Origin of the sequence: Nocardioides kribbensis, assembly GCF_015070375.1 — a bacterium.
Taxonomy (GTDB): domain Bacteria; phylum Actinomycetota; class Actinomycetes; order Propionibacteriales; family Nocardioidaceae; genus Nocardioides; species Nocardioides kribbensis.
This window is the reverse complement of sequence record NZ_JADCLL010000001.1, coordinates 687,969-711,170: the sequence shown is the minus strand read 5'-3', so window position 1 is coordinate 711,170 and position 23,202 is coordinate 687,969. Positions and strand designations below refer to the sequence as shown.

15 protein-coding genes and 1 tRNA gene are annotated in these 23,202 nt (G+C 67.3%); 13 read left to right on the top strand and 3 right to left on the bottom strand.

What is annotated here, in order from left to right; genetic code table 11:
• Positions 1-80 precede the first annotated feature (80 nt).
• Genes IR170_RS03330 through IR170_RS03320 form a run of 3 tightly spaced genes read left to right on the top strand, consistent with a single transcriptional unit; the run spans position 81 to position 2,555 of the window.
• On the top strand, positions 81-896 hold the full coding sequence (locus tag IR170_RS03330; protein WP_193661183.1) for an enoyl-CoA hydratase/isomerase family protein: 816 nt from the start codon (positions 81-83) through the stop codon (positions 894-896).
• A gap of 2 nt (positions 897-898) precedes the next feature.
• Positions 899-1,972 (top strand): PHP domain-containing protein, encoded by a 1,074-nt coding sequence (locus IR170_RS03325; protein ID WP_193661182.1) that lies wholly within the window; start codon positions 899-901, stop codon positions 1,970-1,972.
• 10 nt (positions 1,973-1,982) lie between these two features.
• On the top strand, positions 1,983-2,555 hold the full coding sequence (locus tag IR170_RS03320) for a M48 metallopeptidase family protein (protein WP_056864016.1): 573 nt from the start codon (positions 1,983-1,985) through the stop codon (positions 2,553-2,555).
• Here the strand turns inward: IR170_RS03320 and IR170_RS03315 are convergent.
• Together IR170_RS03315 and IR170_RS03310 are read right to left on the bottom strand one after the other, a co-directional pair.
• Positions 2,483-3,142, bottom strand: a complete 660-nt coding sequence (locus IR170_RS03315) for an NUDIX hydrolase (protein ID WP_193661181.1) — start codon at positions 3,140-3,142, stop codon at positions 2,483-2,485. The two genes, IR170_RS03320 and IR170_RS03315, sit on opposite strands and share 73 nt — an antisense overlap.
• Complete coding sequence (locus IR170_RS03310; protein ID WP_227488398.1) at positions 3,139-4,650, bottom strand: zinc-dependent metalloprotease; 1,512 nt, start codon at positions 4,648-4,650, stop codon at positions 3,139-3,141. The genes IR170_RS03315 and IR170_RS03310 overlap by 4 nt, the downstream gene beginning before the upstream one ends.
• Positions 4,651-4,717: 67 nt before the next feature.
• Here IR170_RS03310 and IR170_RS03305 point away from each other — a divergent pair, with 67 nt between their 5' ends.
• The 10 genes from IR170_RS03305 (at position 4,718) to IR170_RS03260 (ending at position 22,726) form a co-directional block, all read left to right on the top strand.
• Entirely contained in the window at positions 4,718-5,146 is a 429-nt protein-coding gene (locus tag IR170_RS03305; protein WP_056864017.1) for a molybdenum cofactor biosynthesis protein MoaE, read from the top strand.
• 82 nt (positions 5,147-5,228) lie between these two features.
• A complete protein-coding gene (locus IR170_RS03300) occupies positions 5,229-5,501 on the top strand; it encodes a hypothetical protein (protein ID WP_056864018.1) in 273 nt (90 codons plus the stop codon).
• A 93-nt stretch (positions 5,502-5,594) separates the two neighbouring features.
• Complete coding sequence (locus IR170_RS03295; RefSeq protein ID WP_056903771.1) at positions 5,595-6,668, top strand: YlbL family protein; 1,074 nt, start codon at positions 5,595-5,597, stop codon at positions 6,666-6,668.
• A complete protein-coding gene (locus IR170_RS03290) occupies positions 6,658-7,380 on the top strand; it encodes a PPA1309 family protein (RefSeq protein ID WP_227488397.1) in 723 nt (240 codons plus the stop codon). Before IR170_RS03295 ends, IR170_RS03290 begins: the two co-directional genes overlap by 11 nt.
• Positions 7,377-10,433 (top strand): UPF0182 family membrane protein, encoded by a 3,057-nt coding sequence (locus IR170_RS03285; RefSeq protein ID WP_193661180.1) that lies wholly within the window; start codon positions 7,377-7,379, stop codon positions 10,431-10,433. The genes IR170_RS03290 and IR170_RS03285 overlap by 4 nt, the downstream gene beginning before the upstream one ends.
• Positions 10,434-10,528: 95 nt before the next feature.
• A tRNA-Met gene (locus IR170_RS03280) sits at positions 10,529-10,602 on the top strand.
• Between the two features lie 248 nt (positions 10,603-10,850).
• Positions 10,851-12,482 carry a 3'-5' exonuclease gene (locus tag IR170_RS03275; RefSeq protein ID WP_193661179.1) on the top strand — a complete coding sequence of 544 codons (1,632 nt, stop codon included), beginning with the start codon at positions 10,851-10,853 and terminating at the stop codon, positions 12,480-12,482.
• On the top strand, positions 12,475-16,248 hold the full coding sequence (locus IR170_RS03270; protein WP_193661178.1) for a protein kinase domain-containing protein: 3,774 nt from the start codon (positions 12,475-12,477) through the stop codon (positions 16,246-16,248). The genes IR170_RS03275 and IR170_RS03270 overlap by 8 nt, the downstream gene beginning before the upstream one ends.
• Positions 16,245-17,891, top strand: a complete 1,647-nt coding sequence (gene mads7, locus IR170_RS03265; protein ID WP_193661177.1) for a methylation-associated defense system protein MAD7 — start codon at positions 16,245-16,247, stop codon at positions 17,889-17,891. The genes IR170_RS03270 and mads7 overlap by 4 nt, the downstream gene beginning before the upstream one ends.
• A gap of 8 nt (positions 17,892-17,899) precedes the next feature.
• The gene (locus IR170_RS03260) at positions 17,900-22,726 is read left to right on the top strand and encodes an ATP-binding protein (protein WP_193661176.1); all 4,827 of its coding nucleotides are present in this window, start codon (positions 17,900-17,902) and stop codon (positions 22,724-22,726) included.
• Positions 22,727-22,757: 31 nt separating this feature from the next.
• Here IR170_RS03260 and IR170_RS03255 read toward each other — a convergent pair whose 3' ends face one another.
• Positions 22,758-23,129, bottom strand: a complete 372-nt coding sequence (locus IR170_RS03255) for a site-specific integrase (protein ID WP_193661175.1) — start codon at positions 23,127-23,129, stop codon at positions 22,758-22,760.
• Positions 23,130-23,202: the final 73 nt, after the last annotated feature.

The following is a 23,202-nucleotide window of genomic DNA, read 5'->3' as shown; positions in this document are numbered from 1 at the left end:
TTCCTACCCCGCCTGCGTGCGGCCCGTTGGTGGCCCTCCACAGGCTCCGCGCGGGCGCGTCGGCCGCTATGTTCGGGGCCATGACCGACCTCACCTCGGACCAGCCCGCGACCTACGAGCACCTGCGCGTGGAGCGCCCGCGCGAGGGCGTCGCCCTGCTGGTGCTCGACAACCCCGAACAGCGCAACGCGATGACCGAGGAGATGACGGCCTCGTGGGTGCGCGCGGTCGACGACCTCGCCGGTGACGCGTCGCTGCGCGCGGTGGTCGTCACGGGGGAGGGCTCGGCCTTCACCTCCGGCGGGGTCACCAGCTGGCTGGCCAGCGAGCCGGAGGCCGGGGTCGACCGCCACCGCACCCGGATGATGGCCTTCTACCGCGCCTGGCTCTCGATCCGGCGCCTGGAGGTGCCCACCTTCGCCGCGGTCAACGGCCCGGCCATCGGTGCCGGGCTCTGCCTGGCCCTCGCCTGCGACGTGCGGTGGGCCGCCCGCGGGGCGCGGATGGGCGTGCCCTTCCTCAAGCTCGGGCTGCACCCGGGCATGGCCGGCACCTGGCTGCTGCCCGACGTCGTCGGTCCGGCCGCTGCTCGCGACCTCTTCCTCACCGGGCGCCTGGTCGAGGGCGACGAGGCGCTGCGACTCGGCCTGGTCTCGCGGGTGGTGGAGCAGGAGACGTTCCTGGAGGAGGTGCTGGACGCCGCGGCCGGCGTGGCGGCCTCCGCCCCGGTGGCCGCGCGGCTGACCACCCTGGCCCTGCGCGGCGGCCACGCCGACCTCGAGCACGCCCTGCAGTGGGAGGCGCTGGCCCAGCCGGTCACCATGGCCACCGAGGACCTCCAGGAGGGCATCCGCGCCGTCCAGGAGAAGCGGCGCCCGCACTTCCAGGGTCGCTGAGCATGGCCGAGCACCCCGCCGGGACCGACGACGAGGCCTACGCCGACGGCCCGGTCGCGGCCCTGCGCCGCATCGCCTTCCTGCTCGAGCGCGGTCGGGAGGACACCTACAAGGTCAAGGCCTACCGCGGGGCCGTGGCCACGCTGCTCACGATGGACGACGACGAGGTCGCCCGGGCCGTCGACGAGGGCACGCTCACCGACCTGCCCGGCATCGGCTCCAGCACCGCCGCGGTGGTCTCCGACGCCGTGCGCGGGGTCCGGCCGGAGCGGCTGGCGCGGCTGGAGGCCGAGCACGCGGGACCGCTGGCGACGGGCGGGCAGGAGCTGCGCGCGCTGCTGCGCGGCGACCTGCACTCCCACTCCGACTGGTCCGACGGCGGCTCGCCGATCGAGGAGATGGCCTTCACCGCCATCGAGCTGGGCCACGAGTACCAGGTGCTGACCGACCACTCGCCGCGGCTGAAGGTGGCCCGCGGCCTCAGCGCGGAGCGGCTGGCCCGACAGCTCGACGTGGTCGACGCGGTCAACGACCACCTCGGGGGGCCCGCCGGCGGCTTCACGCTGCTCAAGGGCATCGAGGTCGACATCCTCGACGACGGCTCGCTCGACCAGACCGACGCGATGCTGGCGCGCCTCGACGTACGCGTGGCCAGCGTGCACTCCAAGCTGGCCATGGACGGCGACGCGATGACCCGACGCATGGTGGCGGCTGTCGGTCAGCGCTGGACCAACGTGCTCGGCCACTGCACCGGCCGGCTGGTGACCGGCGGGCGGGGGACCCGCAAGGAGTCGCAGTTCGACGCCCGGGCGGTCTTCGAGGCCTGCGCCGAGCACGACGTCGCGGTCGAGATCAACTCCCGCCCGGAGCGCCGCGACCCGCCGACCCGGCTGCTGGAGCTGGCCCGCGACATCGGCTGCCTCTTCTCCATCGACAGCGACGCCCACGCCCCGGGCCAGCTCGACTTCCTCGACCACGGCGCCGAGCGCGCCGAGGCCGCCGGGATCGACCCCGAGCGGATCGTGACGACCTGGCCCCGGGAGCGCCTCCTCGCCTGGGCGGGCGCCAAGGCTTAACTTGTCGTCCATGTCACCGCCGCCGACGAGCGACCCCGCGGGCTCGCGGGCGCGCCCCGACGTGGAGGTACGCCGCTCGACGCGGCGCCGGCGCACGGTCTCGGCCTACCGCGACGGCGACCGGATCGTCGTGCTCGTGCCCGACACCCTCTCGCCCAGCGAGGAGGCCGAGTGGGTGGAGACCATGCTGGCCCGCCTCGAGCGCGCCGAGCGCCGCCGCCTGCCCAGCGACGAGGAGCTGCGGACCCGGGCGGTGTCGCTCAACGACCGCTACCTCGGCGGCATGGCCGTGCCCGACACGGTGCGGTGGGTGGAGAACCAGAGCTCGCGCTGGGGCTCGTGCACGCCGGGCGACCGCTCGATCCGGCTCTCGGCGCGGCTTCAGGGGATGCCGGCGTGGGTCATCGACTACGTGCTGGTCCACGAGCTGGCCCACCTGCTGGAGCCCGGCCACGACGCCCGCTTCTGGGCGTGGGTCGACCGCTATCCCCAGGCCGAGCGGGCCAAGGGCTACCTGCTGGGCTGGTCGGCCGCGGCGCGGGTCGAGCCGCCCGCCGACGGCAGCGCCGACGGCGTCGACTGACCCGCCGGGTCCGACCGACCCGACGGGCCGGCCCGGTGCAGGGCGCGGGCCACGAGGGCCGCGATGTCGGGGTCGGGTCGCCCGTCGGGGCCCGACGGCAGCCCGTCGACCGGCCACCAGCGCAGGTCGAGCGACTCCTCGCTGACCGCGACCTGCGCGCCGGGGGCGGCCACGGCGACGAAGCGCACGTCGAGGTGGTGCACGAGCACCCCGTCGCGCGGGCCGCAGAACGGCACGGGGTGCTCGCTCAGCTCCACCGGCACCGGGTCGAGGGACAGGTCGCCCAGCCCCGACTCCTCGGTGGCCTCGCGCCGCGCGGCGCCGGCCAGCGTGGTGTCACCGGGCTCGCAGTGGCCGCCGAGCTGGAACCACTCCTGGGCCTTGGCGTGCAGCGTGAGCAGCACGTGGGCGCGGTCGTGGTCGAGCACGAGCGTGCTGGCCGTGAGGTGGTCGGGCCGGCAGCCGCGCTCCAGACCGTCGGGGTGGGCGCGCAGGTGGGCGACGTAGCGCACCCGCAGCGCCTCCTGGGCGGCGTCGGGCGCCGCCCAGGCCTCGAGGGCCGCGAGCGCGTCGGCGTGCAGGCTCACGCCGGGGTCGGGCCCTCACCGGGCTGGTCACCGGGCTGGTCACCGTCCGGCAGGTCGCCGTCGAGGAGCTTGGCCAGCTCGGCGTCGAAGTCCGACTCGCTGATCTCGGCCGGGGCGGCGGCGCCCTCGCGGAAGCCCAGCGGGTCGTCGAGGTCGGCGGCGCTCGGCAGCAGGTCGGGGTGCATCCACACCCCGTCGCGGGCCTCGGTGCCCTGACGCGTGCGCAGCGAGCCCCACAGGGTGGAGGCGTCGCGCAGCCGGCGCGGGCGCAGCTCGAGGCCGACCAGCGAGGCGAAGGTGTCCTCGGCCGGGCCGCCGGCCGCGCGGCGGCGGCGTACGGCCTCCTGCATCTTGGCCGCGGCGGGCATGCGCTCGGCGGTGGCCTGCCCGACGACCTCGTCGACCCAGCCCTCGACGAGGGCCAGCGTCGTCTCCAGGCGCAGCAGCGCGGCCTCCTGGGCGGGGGACTTGGGCATGTCGAAGAGCCCGCCCTCGAGCAGGCGCTGCATCGACTCGGGGTCGGTGGGGTCGACGCCGCGCATCTGCTCCTCGATGCGGCTCTGGATCGCCTCGGCGTTGATCTCGATGCCGCGGGCGTAGGCGGTGACGGCGCCGAGCAGGTGCTCGCGCAGCCACGGCACGTGGGCGAAGAGCCGCTGGTGGGCGGCCTCGCGCAGCGCGAGGTAGAGCAGGACGTCGTCGGTGCTGACGTCGAGGCCGGCGGCGAAGGCCTCCACGTTGGCCGGCACGAGGGCGGCGCGCCCGGCGGCGCCCAGGGGCAGGCCGACGTCGGAGGCGGTGAGCACCTCGGAGGCCAGCGCGCCCAGGCCGGAGCCGACCTGGCTGGCGAGCATGACGCCCACGGCCTTGCCGATGATCCCGAGGAGGGGGCCGGAGGCCGCGCGGGCCTCCTCGGGCAGGGCGGAGCCCAGCGAGTCGACGGTCTGCTTGGCGACCGGCTCGACGAGCACCTTCCACACCTCGACGGTGCCCACCAGCCACTCCGCGCGGCTCCAGGCGGCGGTCGAGGTGACGCCGGAGGGGAAGGCGGTGGTGTCGTCGAGCCAGTGGTCGGCCAGGCGCACGGCGTCGGCCACGGCGTCCTTCTGGCGCTGCGTGGGCGAGGGGTCGGGCTGCTGCGCGACGGCCTTGCGGGCGGTGTCGAGGGCGACGTCCCAGTTCAGCGGGCCGTCGTAGGGCTGCATCATGGCCTGGATCTGGCCGAAGAGCTGGTTGAGGTCGGGCGTGCCGCCGGGGCCGCCCATGCCGGGGAACCCGCCGGGGAACCCCGGGAAGCCGCCGGCCCCGCCCGCGCCGCCACCGCTCGCTCCGGAGCCGCCGGTGCCGAAGCCGAACCCGAAGCCGCCGGGCGTGGCGCCGCCGCCCCCGCCCATCCCGCCGAGCTGGTTGAAGAACTGCTCGAACGGCGTGCCCTTGAACGGGTTCTGACCGCTGTCGTCAGGGCCGTTCCCGGAGTCGTTCGGGGTGTCGCCGGAGTCGTTGCTCATGGCCCCACGGTACGCCGTGAGCCCCAACCCGCCGGCGGTGAGGAGGACAGTGAGTAGGGTCGCGTCCATGGCTCACCCCGCCGTCCGCCTGGCCGCCCTGCGCGAGGACCCGCTCGACGTCACCGAGGTGCTCGACGCCCTCGACGACCCGACCTCGGGGGGCCTGACCCTCTTCGTGGGCCGCGTGCGCGACCACGACCACGGCGCGGGTGTCGTCGGACTCGACTACAGCGCCCACCCCACCGCCCTGGCGCGGCTCGAGGCGGTCTGCGAGCAGGTCGCCGCCGACCACGACGTCCAGGCCGTGGCGGCGGTGCACCGCACCGGGTCGCTGGCCATCGGCGACATCGCCGTCGTCGTGGCCACGGTCGCCGCCCACCGCGGCGACGCCTTCACGGCCTCACGGGCGCTGATCGACACGCTGAAGGCGGAGGTGCCGATCTGGAAGCACCAGCGCTTCGTCGACGGCACCGACGAGTGGGTCGGCACCCCCTGAGCGGTGCCCGGGCGACCACTGCCCGAGCCGGCGCCCGGCGTTTCGGCGCCGCCGCGGCCCGCGGGCGACCTACCCTGCACAGGTGGAGATCCTGCTCTGGCTGGCGCCTGCCGCCGTCGTCGCCGTCCTGGCCATGGCCTGGGTCGGCTGGGTGGGTCGCGAGCCGCGTGAGCAGGTCGACCGCGAGGCCGCCCTCGAGCGCATGGCCGGCGCGCTGGCCCGGCCCGACCGTGCCGGCTACGCCGCCCCCGCCCCGGAGCGCGACCGGAGCACCGGCATCGCCGTGCGCCCCTCGCGCGCGCCCCGTGGGCCCGCGGCCTCGCAGCGCCCCGGCGAGTCGCGCCGGGCGTCCTGACCCGAGCGCCCGACCGACCGGGTGGTCTGCCCTGGCTCGCGGCACGCGAGCCGGTGGACGGGACGGTTGGTGAGCAATGAGACAGTTGGCGCCATGACCCAGCGCTCCATCGCCGCGCTCATCGCCGCGCCGCTGGTCCTCGCGCTGTTCCTCGTGACCTCGCTGGTGCGGCTGCCCTTCGGCACCTACGCCCCCGGCACCACCGTCGACGTGCTCGCCCAGCCCGAGGGCAACGAGACGATCCAGGTGCGCGGCGCCAAGACCTACCGCGACACCGGCCAGCTGCGCATGACCACCGTCTCGGTCTCGGCCGCGGCACCTCCCGGCCAGACCGGCGGGTCGAGCCTCTTCACGCTGCTGCGGGCCTGGGCCGACCCCGAGGACGCCGTCTACCCCTACGACTTCATCCACCCCGACGACGAGAGCGCCGAGGAGGACCAGCAGCAGGGCGCCATCTCGATGGTGACCTCCCAGGACGTCGCCACCGCCGTGGCCCTGGAGAAGCTCGGCTACGACGTCGAGCGCGCCGTGAAGGTCTACTTCGTCGACGAGGGCACCCCCGCCGAGGGCGTGCTCGAGCCGCTGGACATCATCCGCAGCGTCGGCGGGGAGCCGGTGCGGACCCCGCGTCAGCTCGTCGCCGCCGTCTCCGGCGCCGAGGCCGGCGAGCCGCTGGCCGTCGTCATCGAGCGCGACGGCCGGCGCCGCGAGGTGAGCATCACCCCGGAGGAGGTCGAGGGCCAGCCGCGCATCGGCGTCGTGCCCGGCGAGGGCTACCGCTTCCCCTTCGAGGTCTCGGTGGCCATCGACCCCAAGATCGGCGGCCCCAGCGCCGGGCTGGTCTTCAGCCTGGGCATCTACGACACCCTCACCGAGGGCTCCCTGACCGGAGGGGAGGTCATCGCCGGCACCGGCACCGTCGCCCTCGACGGCTCGGTGGGCCCCATCGGCGGGATCCAGCAGAAGATCGCCGGCGCCGCCGACGACGGCGCCACCCTCTTCCTCGTGCCCCCGGACAACTGCGAGGAGGCCCTCGGCGCCGACGTCGACGGCATCCGGCTGCTGCGCGCCGACACCTTCGACTCCACCCTCGCGGCGATCCAGGACTGGGTCGAGGACCCCGACGCCGCCCTTCCCAGCTGTGAGGACGTGCCCGATGACGCCTGAGGACCCCCTTCCCGGTGGTGACGTTCCCGGTGGCGACCTTCCCGACGACCTGCTCGACGACCTGAGCGACCTCGACGTCGACCCCGCGCTGGCCGCCGCCGTGCTGGAGATCGAGCAGCACGTCGCCACCAGCGGCTGGGACCAGCCGGCGCACCTCTTCGCCCTCGTCGACACCGGCCAGCTGGTCGAGCACGAGCCGGCGCTGGCCGCGGCCATGGGCCTCGACGCCTCCACCGAGCAGGGCTCGCTGACCGCGATCGAGCAGGACCAGCTGCGCCCCGACCAGCTGCTCGAGCAGGTGCTCGAGACCATCGTGTGGCCCGCCGACGTGGCCGGCTGCGCCGCGGTCGTCGAGCGCTTCGTGCTGCCGCCGGGCGCCGACGCCGACGTGCCGTCCGACCCCGACGCGGCGGCCGAGTTCGCCCGGACCCACCCGGAGCGCCAGGAGCTGCGCATCGCCGCGGGGGTGACCCGGCACGGGTCGGCGTACTGCGCGATGCGCTTCCGCAGCCACGACGACGACTCCAAGGTGGTCGGGGGAGCCGACCTCGTGCCCGCACTCGTCGAGCTGCTGGCCGCCACGCTCCTCGAGGACCCCGGTGAACCGGGCGCCGACCCGGCCCCGGGCTCCGCGCCGGACCCGGCCGACACCAGCAGCGACACGAGTACCGACATGAGCAACGACCGCAGTGACGAGAGGGACCCACGGTGAGTGAGACGTACGACGAGGAGCAGCAGGGCTCCCCGCCGCCCAGGCCACGGAGTCGATCGCGCGCGCTGGTGATCACCGGCGCGGTGCTGGTGGTGGCGTTCTTCGCGCTGACCGCCTTCGCCAGCTTCTACACCGAGCGGCTGTGGTTCGGCTCGGTCGGCTACACCTCGGTGTTCACCACCGTGCTGTGGACCCGGGTCGGCATGTTCGCGGTCTTCGGGCTGCTCATGGCGCTCGTGGTCTGCGTCAACGTGGTGATCGCCTTCCGCACCCGCCCGCTCTTCGTGAGCATGCCCGACCAGAACGGCCTCGACCGCTACCGCGAGGCCGTCAACCCGATCCGGCGCTGGCTCGTGCTGGCCGTCGGCGCGGTGCTGCTGGTCTTCGCCGGCACCTCGGGCGCGGGGCAGTGGCGCACCTTCATGCTGTGGCGCAACGGCGGCGAGTTCGGCTACGACGACGAGCACTTCGGCCGCGACGCCGGCTTCTTCGTCTTCGATCTCCCGTGGCTCCACTACCTCGTCGACTTCGCGATGGCGACCTTCGTGGTCGCCCTGCTCGCCGCGGCGCTGACGCACTACCTCTACGGCGGCATCCGGCTGCAGGTGCCCAGCGAGCGCCTCACCGGCGCGGCCCAGGCCCAGCTCTCGGTGCTCCTCGGGCTCTTCGTGCTGGCGAAGGCGGGCGACTACTACCTCGACCGCTTCGACCTGGCCACCGACGCCGGCGGGCTGATCACCGGCATCACCTACACCGACGCCAACGCCGTGCTGCCGGCCAAGAACATCCTCATCGGCATCTCGGTGATCTGCGCGGTGCTGTTCTTCCTCAACGTGTGGCGCCGCACCTGGACGCTGCCGTCGGTGGGCATCGCGCTGCTCGCGCTGTCGGCGGTGCTGCTGGGCATCATCTGGCCCGGCATCGTCCAGCAGTTCCAGGTCAACCCCTCCGAGGCCGACCGCGAGGAGGAGTACATCCAGGCCAACATCGACGCCACGCGCACGGCGTACGACCTGGAGGACGTGCAGACCACCGAGTACCAGAGCACCGCCACCGCCGACGAGGGCAACTTCTCGCAGGTCAACGGCCAGGTCACCTCGGTGCCGCTCATCGACCCGCGGCTGGTGCGCGACACCTTCGAGCAGACCCAGCAGGGTCGCGCCTACTACTCGGTGGCGCCCGTGCTCGACGTCGACCGCTACGAGATCGACGGCGTCGACCGCGCGCTCGTGCTCGGCGTGCGCGAGCTCGACCAGTCCGGCATCCCGGCCGGCGACCGCAACTGGTCGAACCTCCACACCACCTACACCCACGGCAACGGCCTGATCGCCGCCTTCGCCAACCAGCGCACCGCCACCAACGCACCCGTCGCGGCCAGCGAGGACAACGACGGCGGCATCGTGTGGGCCGAGGGCAACCAGGCCGGCCAGGACACGCTGTCCAACCTCGGCGACGAGGGCTACGAGAGCCGGATCTACTTCGGCGAGCAGAGCCCCGACTACTCGGTGGTCGGCAAGGCCGAGGCCGACGACGCCGACGTCGAGCTGGGCCTGGCCAACGACAGCGAGACCGACCAGCGCACCACCTACGACGGCGACGGCGGCGTCGACATCGGCAACACCTTCGACCAGCTGATGTTCGCGGTGAAGTACGGCGAGCCGAACTTCCTGCTCTCGGGCCGGGTCAACGAGAACTCCAAGGTGCTCTACGACCGCAACCCCAGCGAGCGGGTCCAGAAGGTCGCTCCCTGGCTGACCATCGACAGCGACGCCTACCCGGCGCTGATCGACGGCCGCGTGCAGTGGATCGTCGACGGCTACACGACCACCGACCGGTTCCCCGGTGCGGAGAAGGAGTCGTTCGCCACGATGATCGACGACTCGCTCCAGGACAACGTGGGCCTGCAGCCGATCCCCACCGACGAGATCAACTACATGCGCAACGCGGTCAAGGCCACCGTCGACGCCTACGACGGCACCGTGACCCTCTACGAGTGGGACACCGAGGACCCGATCCTGCGGGCCTGGGAGGGCGCCTTCCCGGGCACCGTCCAGCCCTACGACTCGATCTCCGACGAGCTCATGGAGCACCTGCGCTACCCCGAGGACCTGTTCAAGGTCCAGCGCTACCAGTTCGCCCGCTACCACGTCACCGAGGCCAACGACTGGTACCAGGGCAACGACCGCTGGGAGGTGCCGGAGGACCCCAACTCGGCCTCGACCAGCCTGCAGCCGCCCTACCGGCTCTTCGCCAACCAGGACGGCAGCACCACCAGCGAGGGGGAGTGGTCGCTGACCTCGGTCTTCGTGCCCTTCGAGCGCAACAACCTCGCCTCGTTCATGTCGGTGGACTCCGACGCGACGTCGGACACCTACGGCCAGCTCAGCGTGCTGGAGCTGCAGGACCAGACGACGCCCGGACCCGGGCTGATCGCCAACGAGTTCGCCCAGGACGAGGGCGTGCGCGACGCGCTGCTGCCCTACTCCCAGGGCACCTCGGACCCGATCTTCGGCAACCTGCTCACGCTGCCGGTGGAGGACGGCCTGATCTACATCGAGCCGGTCTACGCCGTGCGCTCGGCGTCCAGCTCGGGCTACCCGATCCTGCAGTTCGTGCTGGTCTCCTACGGCGACGAGGTCGGTGTCGGTCGCAGCCTCACCGACGCGCTCCAGGTCGCCCTCGGCGTCGACGACACCGAGCTGCCCGACCCGGTCGACCCCGGCGGCAACGGGGGCGGCGGCAACGGCGGTGGCAACGGCGGCGGGGAGGATCTCACCGTCGACCAGCAGATCGCCCAGCTGCTCGACCAGGCCCAGGAGGCCTTCGACGCCGCCGACGCCGCGCTGGCCGAGCAGGACCTCGCGGAGTACCAGGCGCAGAACCAGGAGGCCCAGGACCTCATCAGCCAGGCCATCACCCTGGCCGAGTCGCGCCCCGGCGGCGTGGGCGGCTCCGACAGCTCCGACGGCTCCGACGGGGGCGACACCGCGGGCGACGAGCCCTCGGCCGACGCCTCGGCGAGCCCGTCGGAGAGCGCCTCGCCGACCTCCTGAGGCAGCACCAGCAGCACCCGATCGGGGCCCGGACGACGTCGTCCGGGCCCCGATTTGTGCCTCCCGGGCGACGTCTGTAATGTTCTGTTCACCGGCGCGGGGTGGAGCAGCTCGGTAGCTCGCTGGGCTCATAACCCAGAGGTCGCAGGTTCAAATCCTGCCCCCGCTACAAAGAACAGGGCCTGATCTGCGGAAACGCAGATCAGGCCCTGTTGCTTTTCGCCTCGATTCCCGATCTACTCCCTACTTATCGCCGCGATAGTCGTTCGTGAAGACCACGGAGGGCTCATCGACGTCGGGTCCGCCAGGGTCAGGTCTCGTCGTGCTTGCTCCGCGCAATCTCGCGCGAACTCGCGCCGCAGTCGTTAATGTGGAGCTAGACGCTGCAGGGTGTCCTCGGGCTTGGGGGAAGAGTTGATGGCACGTACGCACATGGAGGCGCTTGACGCCGAAGTGGTGGCTCATCGCCTCACCGATCAGTTGGCTGAAGCTGGAGGCAGGGCTATACGCCTCGATGGTGACGGCGAGCCGAGTTTGGTCCTCGTTCACCCGCACATCGGACTAGTCGCTGTGGATGTCGATTCATCCGACGCAGCAGTAGGTGACCAGACGCCATTTCTCATTCTTAATGAGAAGGTGCACACCCTGCGACGGACGTTGCGGATCGACGCCGCAGTACCTATTGGACGGGTGGTGCTGTACGACAAGAATGAGATTGATGCGCCTGTCCGTGGCATAGGCGGTCGGACCAGTATCAGTCCCAAGCAACTGGTCGACCTGTCTTGGATGGATTCCTTGGCGGCTCAGCCTCTGGGGGATCAACTCGAAGCTGAGATTTTGGGGCTTCTGGAGCCAGCTTTCACCTTCACAACGACGTTCCGAAGTAATTCAAGCGACGAGGGAAGGCATGAGCGCGAAGCGTTCCGCGTCACCTTGGACGCCAGGCAGGCCGCCATCGCACAAAGAGACGATCTCGACGTAGCGCTCATACAGGGGCCGCCGGGGAGTGGTAAGACGCTCGTTCTCGCGTCACGCGCGCGTTGGCTTGCGGCCCGCCATCCGGGCTGGCGGATCAAGCTTCTCTGTTACAACAATGCGCTGGTGCCATACCTGCAGAGTCTCGTCGACGCGCATCCAAACGTCGACGTGAAGACCATGTGGCCACTGGCGCAAGAGTTCGGCGTGCGATTCTCGTTTGAGTCGGACGGTGCCAACTATCGGTCGTTAGCTGAGGCAGCGAGGTTCAGGCGGCCCCCTATCGCAGATGCGATCCTGATCGACGAAGTGCAGGACTTCCGACCGTCATGGCTCGCAATCGCTTACCAAGCGCTAGCACCGGACCGTGGTGGCTTGGTGATGGCCGGTGACAGCGCGCAGTCCCTGTACGGGAATTACGATCTCCCAGCCATACTGAAGGAGCGTGGCGTTGAGGAGCTGAAGCTCGAGCGCCCCTATCGGAGTACGCGCAACATCCTTGGAGCAATCGGTTGTCTCAACGATGAGTTCTCGATTGCGTCGCTCGACCAGGCTCCCGACGGTGAGCCGGTAGAGCTAATCTGGGCGAACTCTCCGGTAGAGCAGGCAAAAGCAATTGCTTGGGAAACACAACAGATGCTTGTCAGTGGGGACCGGAAGCCTAGGGACATTGCAGTGGTGATTCCGAGGTATAAAGGTACTCTCGCCTTTATCTGTCCCGCCCTGGAAGCGTTGTCCATCCCCTTCACGACCGTGATCACCAAAGAAGACAAGAAGACTTTTAACCGCACCGCGGACACGGTGAAGATCATCACGCCACACTCCGCGAAAGGTCACGAGTTTCCGGTCGTATTTATGTTTGGCCTAGACACGCTGAAGGCATTTGACCCGACTGATGTGGAGTCGGTGAACGTGGGAAGAGGGGGTTTCGTGGGTGCTACCAGAGCCAAGGATCAGCTGCTCATCACCTACACGAAGCACAACAGTTACCTAGACATCCTGAGCACCGACGAGACCTATGTCCGGCGATGGCTCTGGCCCGACCAGTACGACGGGGTTGAGACCAATGGCTGAACTGATCGTCTACGACTATGTAGGGCCCGGTGAGCAGTTGACTGCTGAGACGATTGCCAAAGTACTGCCGGATTCCTGGCTGATCATTGCGGGGCGAGCGTTGCCAACCGCGCAGAAGGACGATGTCGACCTGCTCGTAGTTGGTGAGAACCGCATCTTCGTCCTGGAGCAGAAGCACTGGGGCCCAAAGGTGACGGTCGACAACGGGGGTTGGTGGGTCAAAGGTGCGCTGCGGCCAAGCCCCATCGGCCGGAATACGCAGATCGCCAAGATCCTCGCGGGCGTACTGAAGACTGCTGTTCCCGGCTACTCGGCCGCGTCGAAGGGCGCCCACTTGGTCGAGGCACGCGTCGTCCTTTCATACCCGGACCTCGTACTCGATACTGACGCCTACCCATACGACGACTCGCAGATTATGCTCCTCGACGAGGTTGCGGCGAATCTGCAGGCGGTCGATGCCGGAGCTACCAATCTCTATACGGTTCGAAACCAGCTGGTTGAGTTTCTCGGCGGGTTGTCCGTGCGCGCAGCCAAGCCCGACTTCTTAGGTCCCTTCGCAGTTGACACCGAGGTTGAGGGCGTTGGACGTTCACGGGTCTTTCGAGGCAAGGACGTCGACGGCGACCCCGTCTTGCTGCGCGCCTACCCGATGGACGGCTGGGGCCCGGGAGTAGACCCGAAGCAGCTGGTGAAGCATGAGCGTCAGGCAACCAAGCAAATTGCAGACATCCAGCGCTCATGGAGCGTCGAGGCCACCTTCGAAGACGACGCTAGGCGCTGGATCATCCTTCCTTTCAGACCCACGTCCAGTGTGTCGCTCGCGCGCCATGCCGCTGCGAAACATCTCAAGGTCACAGATGGCGAGGGTCTCACCGAGAGGGCCGCCAACATCGTCTTTGACGCGTTTGACGGGCTGGCGGAAGTTCATGCCAAGGGCGTCGTTCACCGCGGGCTGATGCCCGACAGGGTCCTGGTCGGCAAGAACGACCGGGTCCTTCTGCGCGACTTCTACCTCGCGCACGCCGATTCCCAACTGACAGTCGGTCCGATCGTCGCCGACACGGTGGACCGGTCGGTGCCGTACCGCGCGCCCGAGACCGAAATATTGATTGGTGCTGCAACCGAGAAGTCTGACGTTTACGCACTCGCTTTGAGCCTGCTTTGGTGGATCAATGGGGACGTCTCGGTCAAGGACGACGCCATCAAGTCGCTGGCTAGCTCGGTCGGAGACTTTGGTCCCGTGACCGAAATGCTTCTCTCATGCGTCGCGGAGAAGGCGGACGATCGGCCCAGTGCAGCCGACGCAGCTGATCAGTTGCGCGGGCTGGTGCACCCGCCTCCACCTCCCGAAGAGCCGCTCAGCCCCCCGCCCGCCAGCGACCAAACACACAACGTGTTCGCGGTCGGTGGCACAGTCGACAACGGTCGCTACCAGATCGAGCATGCCTTGGGACACGGTGGATTTGCGACCTCCTGGCGCGCTCTTGACACCAAGCTGGGGGTGACCCGGGTCATTAAGCAGTACACGGACCCGGGCGCGACGTGGCAAGTGAAGCAGGAGTTCGACGCCGCGCAGAAGCTCAACCACGCGCGCTGTGCTCGTGTCTGGGACTGCTCGCCAGAGCCGCCGATCTATTTGGTCGCGGACTTCATCGAGGGTCAGAGTCTTCTTAATTTCGGTCAGAAGGGCACCGCCTCGGAAGAGGACTATCGCCAGATCGCACTCGACGCGCTTGATGGCCTCGCCTATATGCACGGCGAAGGAAGCCTTCACCGCGACATCAGTCCGACCAACATCATCGTGAAGGACGACGGCCGGGCCGTGCTGATCGACTTCGGTTTGGCCATCGCGCGCAGCGATGCGGTAACGGTGGTGGGCACTCCGGCCTTCATGGCCCCTGAGGTGGTCGGGTCAGGGAAGTGGTCGGTGTCTGCAGATGTCTATGCTCTCGGGGCGAGTCTGCTCAAGGTGATGCTCAACCGGTCCCCTTTCAGAGAGGGGGACAAGTCGACGCTCGAGCCGCTGACACCCGAAGAGGAGGAGACCTGGGGACCCAATGGGGTTGCGATCCTCAAGGCGCTCTTCAAGCTGGTTGCGCCGAACCCGGAGGACAGGCCGCCATCGGCCCAGGAGTACGCCACCTACCTTCGCACGGTCGCTGCCCCTCAGGTGGAAGCAGGCAAGCCAAACGTCAACCCAACGGTTCTGAACCTACGACGCCTCTACCGAGGCAGCGTCGTTGGCAATGCCGGCAATCGTGGCCTGGACGACGACTTCGCACGCCACACATACGTGGATACACGGCTCGACACGTTTCTGACTCCGAGCGTTCTCGCCGGTGATCTAGATGTGGTCCTCTTAACCGGCAATCCGGGCGATGGCAAGACCTCATTCCTGTCGACCTTGCGTGACTACCTACTTGAGGTCGGTGCAGCAGATGTCACACCGTTGACCGCGGCCGGTTGGCGGATGCAGCTCGGGAATCGCACGTACGCCGCGGTGTATGACGCGAGCGAGGCCAGGGACGGCAAGACTTCGGACGAGATCCTCGCCGCGGCTCTTGAGGGGGGTGCAGAGCACACGGCACTCATTGCCATCAACGATGGCCGGCTTCTGAATTTCTTCTCGCAGTACTCCGACGTCTACCCCGAGTGCTATGTCGCAGTCGACCGCTACTCGCGGGATCTGCCAAATCAGAACCCACGGATCGCCATTGTCGACCTCAAGCGGCGCTCCGTTGCTCCCATCGACTCGGACGATGGTCTTGCGGGCAGGGTTCTCGACACATTTGTCGCGGACAAGCTCTGGACCGCATGCAAGAGCTGCACAGCGCGTAGTGTCTGCCCGATATTCGCCAACCGAAATCTGTTGAAGGGGCCTGGCAAGAAGCCACTTCTTGAACTCGTTTCGATCTCTCACCTGCGCCGCAAGCGCCGCGCTACTTTTCGCGACGTCCGGTCAGCCATGGCATGGACCATCACGGCAGATCGTGGGTGTGAAGATGTACACGAGGCAGTTGCCGATGGCCGGGATCTGCGGATGGCGGACGACGCGATGGCGTTCGACCTTGCATTCCAGGACGGCAACCCGGACTACCTCGTTGCCGAGTGGGCGACGGTCGACCCCAGCGTGCTTGCCGCTCCAGGTGTCGAGCGCGCGCTGCGGGACGGGACGCTTGGCCTAGAAACGGTTCGCCGTCCAGGCTCGGAGAACCGACAACTCTTCTTCGACGGCGCCTCAAAGAGTCCGGTGGGCCGGGCCGAGGTTCGTGCCTATCGTTACTTCGACGAGTTCGTGGGAGCGCTCGCCAGACGCATCGATATCGATCACGTCCGTAAGGAGGTGCTTCTGGGGCTCAGCCGAGTGCTTGGGGCGCATGGATACCAAGGCGACGCGCTCGCCCTTCGTGACGGGGAGAGTTCTGGCTGGTCGGTTCTTCGGGAGATTCCGGCAGAGGAGTTCTCATTGGATCCCCTCGCTGCGGACGCGGAGTACGTCGAGCAGCAACCCGACGGCCTGCGGCTTTCCCACAAACTCGGCAACCTGGTCCTCACGCTCGACTCCTACGAGCTGGTCCGGCGTGCCGCTGACGGCGAAGTGCTCGGCGATGTGGGCTCGGATGCGGTGAAGTTGGAGCTAAGCGCCTTCGGAAATCTATTGCGCACGACACCAGCGCACCGAGTCCTGGTCGTCGACCCTGCAGGGCGGGGTGACACGGTGAGTGTCGCTGCCGGCGTGATTACGCGAGAGGGAGCAGAGGGATGAAAATCGAGCTTCCCAAGGACCTTCGTACGTTCGCATTCCGCGAGCTAACGGTCATCGAGCCCAACGACACTGATGTCGAGCGCATGCTGACGCAGATTTTCGAGATGGCGATCAAGCAGGGGCGCACTGCCGGGAACGTAGTTGCGGCCAAGCAGTACGACGAGAAGCGCACTTCCTTGGCTTCCACTGACCACCTTGTGGGATTCGATGATGTGCGTGGACGCGCAGTCCTGGACGGATGGCTGAGGGCTTCGGTGGTCGAGATGGGGCGAGCGGGCCGCACGCGCGCAACGGAGCAGATGCAATACGTACGCCCTCGGACGGTCGCGGTTTTCCGGTCTGGCTTCCCCGGCCGCGGTCGCCATCGCGGTGCCGACTTAGTCGTCTACCGCGAACTGCTGCGCGAAGTCATGGCGCGACGTCCCGACGAGGGAGAGGGGAAAGCGAAGGTTTGGATTAACGAGCGTTTTCGGGCTGCGTTCGGACCCGGCGTCGTCTTCAGTGACCCACCCAAGTGGGCAGCCACCTACGACGGCAACGCTGATGTCGACATCAACGCGCTGTTGTCGCTCTACTTTCTGGAGGAGTTCGAGGCCAAGTCGGCCGCGCCGGGCAAGGACGTCGCCTACGACTCGCCCGTGCCTGCGGCGACTCGCCCATTGGGCACCGACGTACTTGACTACATTGAGGCTTACGGGGATCGAGCGCCATCCCTTGTGATGTCTCAGCACCTTGCGGCACTGATAGGGCTGAGACTGTTTCAGCTCCCGCTCCGCGGCGCTCATGCCACGCGCTCCCTCATCGAGACTGGTGAGCTCCCAGCCGACATGACTGACGCTGCCGCAGCGAACCCCTTAGAGCTGTATGTCGACTTCACCGGCGAGAAGGGCTCTCGGTCGGACCTGCTTGCTCGTGAGTGCGTGCAACGTGACCTGGACGTAACGCGTCAAGCTTTTTGGGACAGGATGTATTGCCTCTCGCTTCGCACGGCTCCAGCGGTCCGTCCGATCTTTGATGACAACGCGCTTGCGCCAGCGGAGAAGATCGCTCAACTCGTGAGCGCGAGGAGTTCTGGTGCGGTCGTCGCCCACCTTGAGTACATGCTGTCGCTCATTCAGAACGAGAACGTCCAGACTGACGACGAAGACGCTCCTCCGTTCCTGAGCGCCATGGCGGCCGATCCCCGCCCCATCACTGAGCGGGTGGCAGATGTGCTTGTCGAAGCCCTCAAAAAGCGGGGCTACGAGAACGCATTTAAGTGGTTCTGGTCGACCGGAGGACTCGAGACCGACGTAGGGATCCTCACCGGCACCAAGGGCGTGAAGTCATCCTGGTCTTACGCGCCGTCAGACACCCTCCTAGCGTCGCTGCTTTCCGTGGCCTTCGCCCGGCAAGGTGGCGGTGCTGCGCAGGCGGAGCTGACTATCGAGGCCGTGCTTGCTCAGTTTGAGCGGCGGTTCGGCCTCATAGTTGACCGACCGCCGGCTGCACTGGCCACGGCTGAGAATCGGGCCGCGGCCGCGAAGAACTTCGAGGCCTTCAAGTACCGGTTGCAGCTGCTGGGAGTATTCGACGGTCTAAGCGATGACCTCAATGCTCAGCGTGTTCGCAATCCGCTTATCAACCTCATGGAGGATGAATGAGAACCTTGGTGCAGGAGGCGCTCGCGGATCGCATTGTTGAATCGGTGGCAGGCGCCGAGTCGGGGCACTGTATGCGCGTCGACGACATTGTCGAAGAGGATGCCCTGAAGCTGGCAGCACTTGTAAGAGGGAAAGTCGACTCGGATAAGTTCCGTGTCGCAGTCCTTGCCTCGCAAGAGCACGGCGAAGGAACTGTCACGGTCGAGACAGCGGTGGGGATCCGCAACGATAAGTCGCACGTCGTTGTGCTGTTGGTCCCTCCGGGTGAGGCCCACGCTGCCAGCTCGCTGGACAACTCGTTCGAGCGGCTCTCGCTAGTTGATGAGCTTGCGGAGGTAGCTGTCGACCTCAAGACCAGAGTGGCCTCTCGATGGCCAGAATTGCCTGTGACCGCCCTGTTGCGGAAGGTCCGAGTGCCGATCGAGGCGAGACTCGATTTCCTTGCTGCAGTCCTGGAGGATGACCAGGAAGCTGCCTTCGGGCGTGAGCTCTGGCGTGTCGGCCTGATCGTCGACAACTCCGAACCGGCACGTATTCGGGCCAACCTTGACTGGAACGCAGCGCTAGTTTCCAACGTCGCCAGGCCGGCCGTCGCAACAGCGACCGTCCGGGAACGTCTGCGCAAGGTTCGTGTCGCGCAGGGTGATGTGTTCGAGAAGATCGTCAGTGTGCTTAGCCCGTCGGTGGGTGACCTGCGCAACACGATCGACTGGACCCGCCGGCTCTTCGCAGACAAGGGGATTACCCTCGCCGATATCTCGCTCGACAACGAGGTCGAGTCAGCACTGGTCGATCTTCAGATGGAGAGCTTCACAAAGGCGGACGGCTCCGTCGAAAGCTTCAGCAAACTGCAGTCGTCGGACGGCGCGCTCTTTGTGAAGACTTCTGAGGGAAACCCGAGTTCGGTCGGGCTCAAGTGGAAGACCAAGCCAGGCAAGCCGACCGAAGTCGCAAACTGGCTTCTCGAGCTCGTTCCTCCGGTCGATCTCCGTGACGACGAGGCATCGTCGACCTTAGAGATGAAGGTCAAGGGCGCTCGGATGTCGGGTGCGCTGAAGCTCGACCTCGGTGCCGACGACCTTGCGGCCGGAGCGCTATTCGTTGTGCGCATCACCGCGCTCGATGCGAATGGCACGCCGATGCTGCTCGCCGACGGTACGCCGGCGGTCAGTGACAGTGACCAATTCGAGATCATCATTGAAGAGTCCCTCACCGAACGATCGCCGCGGAAGACGTCGGCAAGTTCCCTTGCTGATGCCCAATTGCGCGCAGTGCTTGCCGGCGCGGCCGGCACAGAGGTCGACATGCCCGCGTGGGACTTCGAAGGCTCCGTCTTTTCGGTCAGGATTGGGAAGCACTTAGGAGCCCAGATCAGGATCGCGTCGACCCTGGTCCAGCTGCAACGTCGGCTGATCGCCGATCCCACGATCACTGGCCTCGAGGCGACCTCCGACTTCGGAGAACCCATCGACCCGGCAGATGCCAAGGTTCTCCGCAATGAGCTGCCGACAGCCTTCGCGAAAAAGCGCAAGGAGCTGTTCATGCTCCTCGGGCAGGGGAAATCCCAGGACGTGCCCGAAGTCTTCGGGTGGGACGCCGCAGCCCGTCAGCTCGCGATCGAATACACACAGAGCTACAAGCGGGCGCTGGATGCGGCTGAAGGCGACACACGTGACACGCTTCTCCGCCTAGATACGCTATCGTTGGAGGTCGGGACCTCGGTTGGCATCGAGCGCGCTGTCGTCGTGCCGGCTGTTCATCCGCTTCGAGTCGGCTGGATCGCGGCTCACCACGGTATTGTCGAAGCGTGGTGCACCGATCTCATCGCTCTCGGCAGCGCCAAGGCGCGGCGCCTAGTTGTGGACGACGACTTGTTCGCGCGTGTCCAGCCAGCAAACCTTCCCTTCACAGCCCTCAATTCGGCTGGGAATGCGCTTGTCTATTTCGATGAGGTCGCCTTCGGGTCAGCCGTTCTCCTCGAACCAGGTCTTGGGGCGCCCGAAGCGGTGGCTTCGGCGATCTATCGAGCACTGGGCCTTCCGCGCGAGTCTGCAGCGCTGACATCGGCGTCGGCGATGGTATCGAGTCGACTGAAGGACTTTCGGCGTACGCACCCCGAGAGTGAGGCGCTTCGCATCGCGGTGATGAACCCAGGAGACGGCGAAGTAGTCGGCCTGGCCGTCGAGTCGCTTCTAGAAGTACGAACTGAAAGTGACGAGGTGGCGTCGGCGGCTCCGCCTAGGGTGGAGGTCGTCGGATACGGCCGGCGCGCCGGTTTCGCATCTCCCTTGCCGCGTCTTGCTGAACTTCAACGAACGCTCCAGCTCGCCCAGGTGCCTGGTCAGCAAAGCCACTTGGCGCCACCGCTGGGCATTGCGATCCGTGAACCAGAAGCACTCGTCGAGTCCGAGCACGCCAACCACGTTGCTCTCATCCAAGACATCGCGGAGCTACAGCTGTCGAAGGCTGTTGAGGAAGGGTCCGACCGTTTCACCAGCTTCCACGACCTGCTCACGCCGGTCATCACAACGCGAGTTGATCGCGACGGCAAGCCCGGCTGGGTCACGTCTCCTGCGCTCTCGTCAACCCCGGATGCAGCGGGTCGCGCGGTTGTAGAAGCCCACAAGTCACACCAGTTGGCGTTGGGCAACAGTCTCGGATACGGAGCCCCGCCGGCGTTGCTGATCGGCATCGAGCCCGATGGATTGCAGGCAATCCGGGTGCTTCACGAACTGTCGGACTGGGTGATGACTCTTGATCGATTCGTCGGACTCGACCTGTACGAAGATCCGCTCACTATTGGGCTGGGCAGCCAGAGCTACATGCTCGATTATGCGCCCGACTTCATCGAAGGGCTCAGCCACAGGCTGACAGTTACGACGAAACATCGTGCTGAGGTTGACCGGATCTTGGAGCGCGCGATGGACGAGCTCGGCCTCGATGCCGTCAATCAGTCAGTGACTCCGATCATCGATAACCTGCTCGCGATCTCGGGCAGGCTCGTGTTGCGGCTTCAGGGGAGTGATTCCTTCGCGCGGGAGGCTGTGAGCCTGGCCGCGCTGATTGCTCATCTGAATGCTCGGCGGAAGCTCGAGGACACCATCATCGTCCCGGTGGACTCTCACGACGAGATCTTCGGCCGAGCCGCGCGAGAGCCGGACCACTCGGCACGGAGGTGCGACCTCTTGCTCGTGCGAGTGCAGCGCAACGGGCTTCGTATCGAGTGTGTTGAGGTGAAGTCCCGCAAAGCCGCTGCGCTGCCGACTCAGCTTGCCGACGACATTGTCGACCAGCTAGCGGCGACCAAGAAGTTGCTCGTGTCACGCTTCTTCGCGACCGACCCTGCCCGCGTCGACGCGACTCTCCAACGCGCTCGCCTAGCCGGGATGCTGCACTACTACGCGGACCGAGCCGTCGTGAGCGGCACGTTGCCCGCGGATAAGCTCGCCGACGTACACAAACTCATCGATCGCCACCTTGAAGGCAGCACTCCGGTGGAGATCTCGATGCACGGCTACGTCATCAGCCTTCACGGGGCGGCCGGCATTCCGGCCCAGCACCGGCAGGTGCCGATCGCCGTCCTCACCGCGGCAGATCTCGGCCAGGCGGGCTTCTCCACGAAGTTCGATGCGGACCGCGAGTCGCCTGAGGACTTCGTCCCCGAGACGCCGAGGAAGGAAGATAGTGATGGGGCGCCCGCCGAAGAGGTTGCTCCCGCGCTCGGCGCTACGCCAACCGAAGCCGAGTCACAGCCCGAGCCCGCGCCGGCGGCGAAGCCCAGCCCGACCGTTCTCGGTCCCGAGTCCAAACCCGCCGCGGGACAGCCTGACGGGGTCGACGTCGTACTAGGCAAGGACGGCCAAGGGTCGGATGTTGTTTGGTCGGTGGCTACTAAGGGCAGCCCGCACGCCTTCGTGGTCGGCATCCCCGGCCAGGGCAAGTCGGTGACGACGCGACGAGTGGTGCGGCTCTTCTCCGAGGCCGGCCTACCGGCCCTGCTGCTCGACTTCCACGGCGACATGGCAGCTGACCCGCCGAAGGGGGCCAGCGTTCTCGATGCGAGTCAAGGTCTGCCGTTCAGCCCCTTCGAAGGCGTCTTGACAACTGGCCCGGTGCTGAACGCGTTGGCGTTCGAGACAGCTGAGATCGTGGCTTACGTGGCTGGGCTCGGAGAGATTCAGCAATCGCACGTGTACAAAGCGATCCAAGAGGCGTACGTCGGGGTCATCAACGGGGAATCGCCTCAGGCGCCGACTGTCGAACAGTTCGCCGACACGCTAGAAATTGTCGAGGCCGCAGCGAAGGGCAAGCACGCGCGTGAGCGCATCCGCCCGCTGACGGACTTCGGTTTATTCGCTGGTAACGCTGCCGGTACTTTCGATCCCCGCGAGGGCGGCATGGTGATTGACGTCAGCTCCATCACTTTGGAGCAGGTCCAGCTCGCGGCCGGCGCCTTTATGTTGCGCAAGATCTACCGCGACATGTTCCAGTGGCCGCAGGACGGCACGCTCAAGCTCGCCGTCGTCCTCGACGAAGCGCACCGACTCGCGAAGGATGTGACCCTTCCCAAGCTCATGAAGGAGGGACGGAAGTACGGCGTAGTGATCGTGGTCGCGAGCCAGGGTGCCGCGGACTTCCACAAGGACGTGGTCGGGAACGCCGGTACCAAGATCATTTTCCGGACGAACTTCCCAGCAAGCAAGCAGGTCGCCGGCTATCTCCGCGGTAGATCGGGGCAGGACCTCAGTATGGAGATCGAGAAGCTCGGTGTGGGTCAAGCTTACGTCTCGACGCCAGACTCACCGCAGGCTCGCAAGACTCACATGGAGCCCTGACAGGGCGTAGGCTAATGAGATTGCAGCAAGTTCAGACTGTATGTGGGGTTGGCTTCTCGTCGGGCTCGGGTAGAACCATGATGTCGGCCGCCCGGGTCGGCGCGGTCTTGCGACCCAGGTACTTTGCGGTGACGTTGATGTCCGCGTGGCCGAGCTGGTTCGCGATCTCGGCCAGCGGTGCACCCGCCTCGTCGAGCCACGAGGCAACGGTGCGGCGGAAGGTGTGTGTTCCTGCCCATTGGACGTCCGACGCCTCGAGCACGCGGCGCATCGCCTTGCTGACGTTGTTCCGGTCTCGGGACGCGCCAGCCTTGGTCGCGAAGTAGGTGACGCCGAACACCAGCCCGGTCCGACCGTGCAGGTCTGCCCGTTCCTTGAGTCGTTGAGTGAGCCCTGCGCTCATGCCGAGGGGACTGCCCCCGCTTTGGTTGATGCTTAGCGGTTGCGGTGTTCAGGCCGTGCCTGCGGCCGCGTAG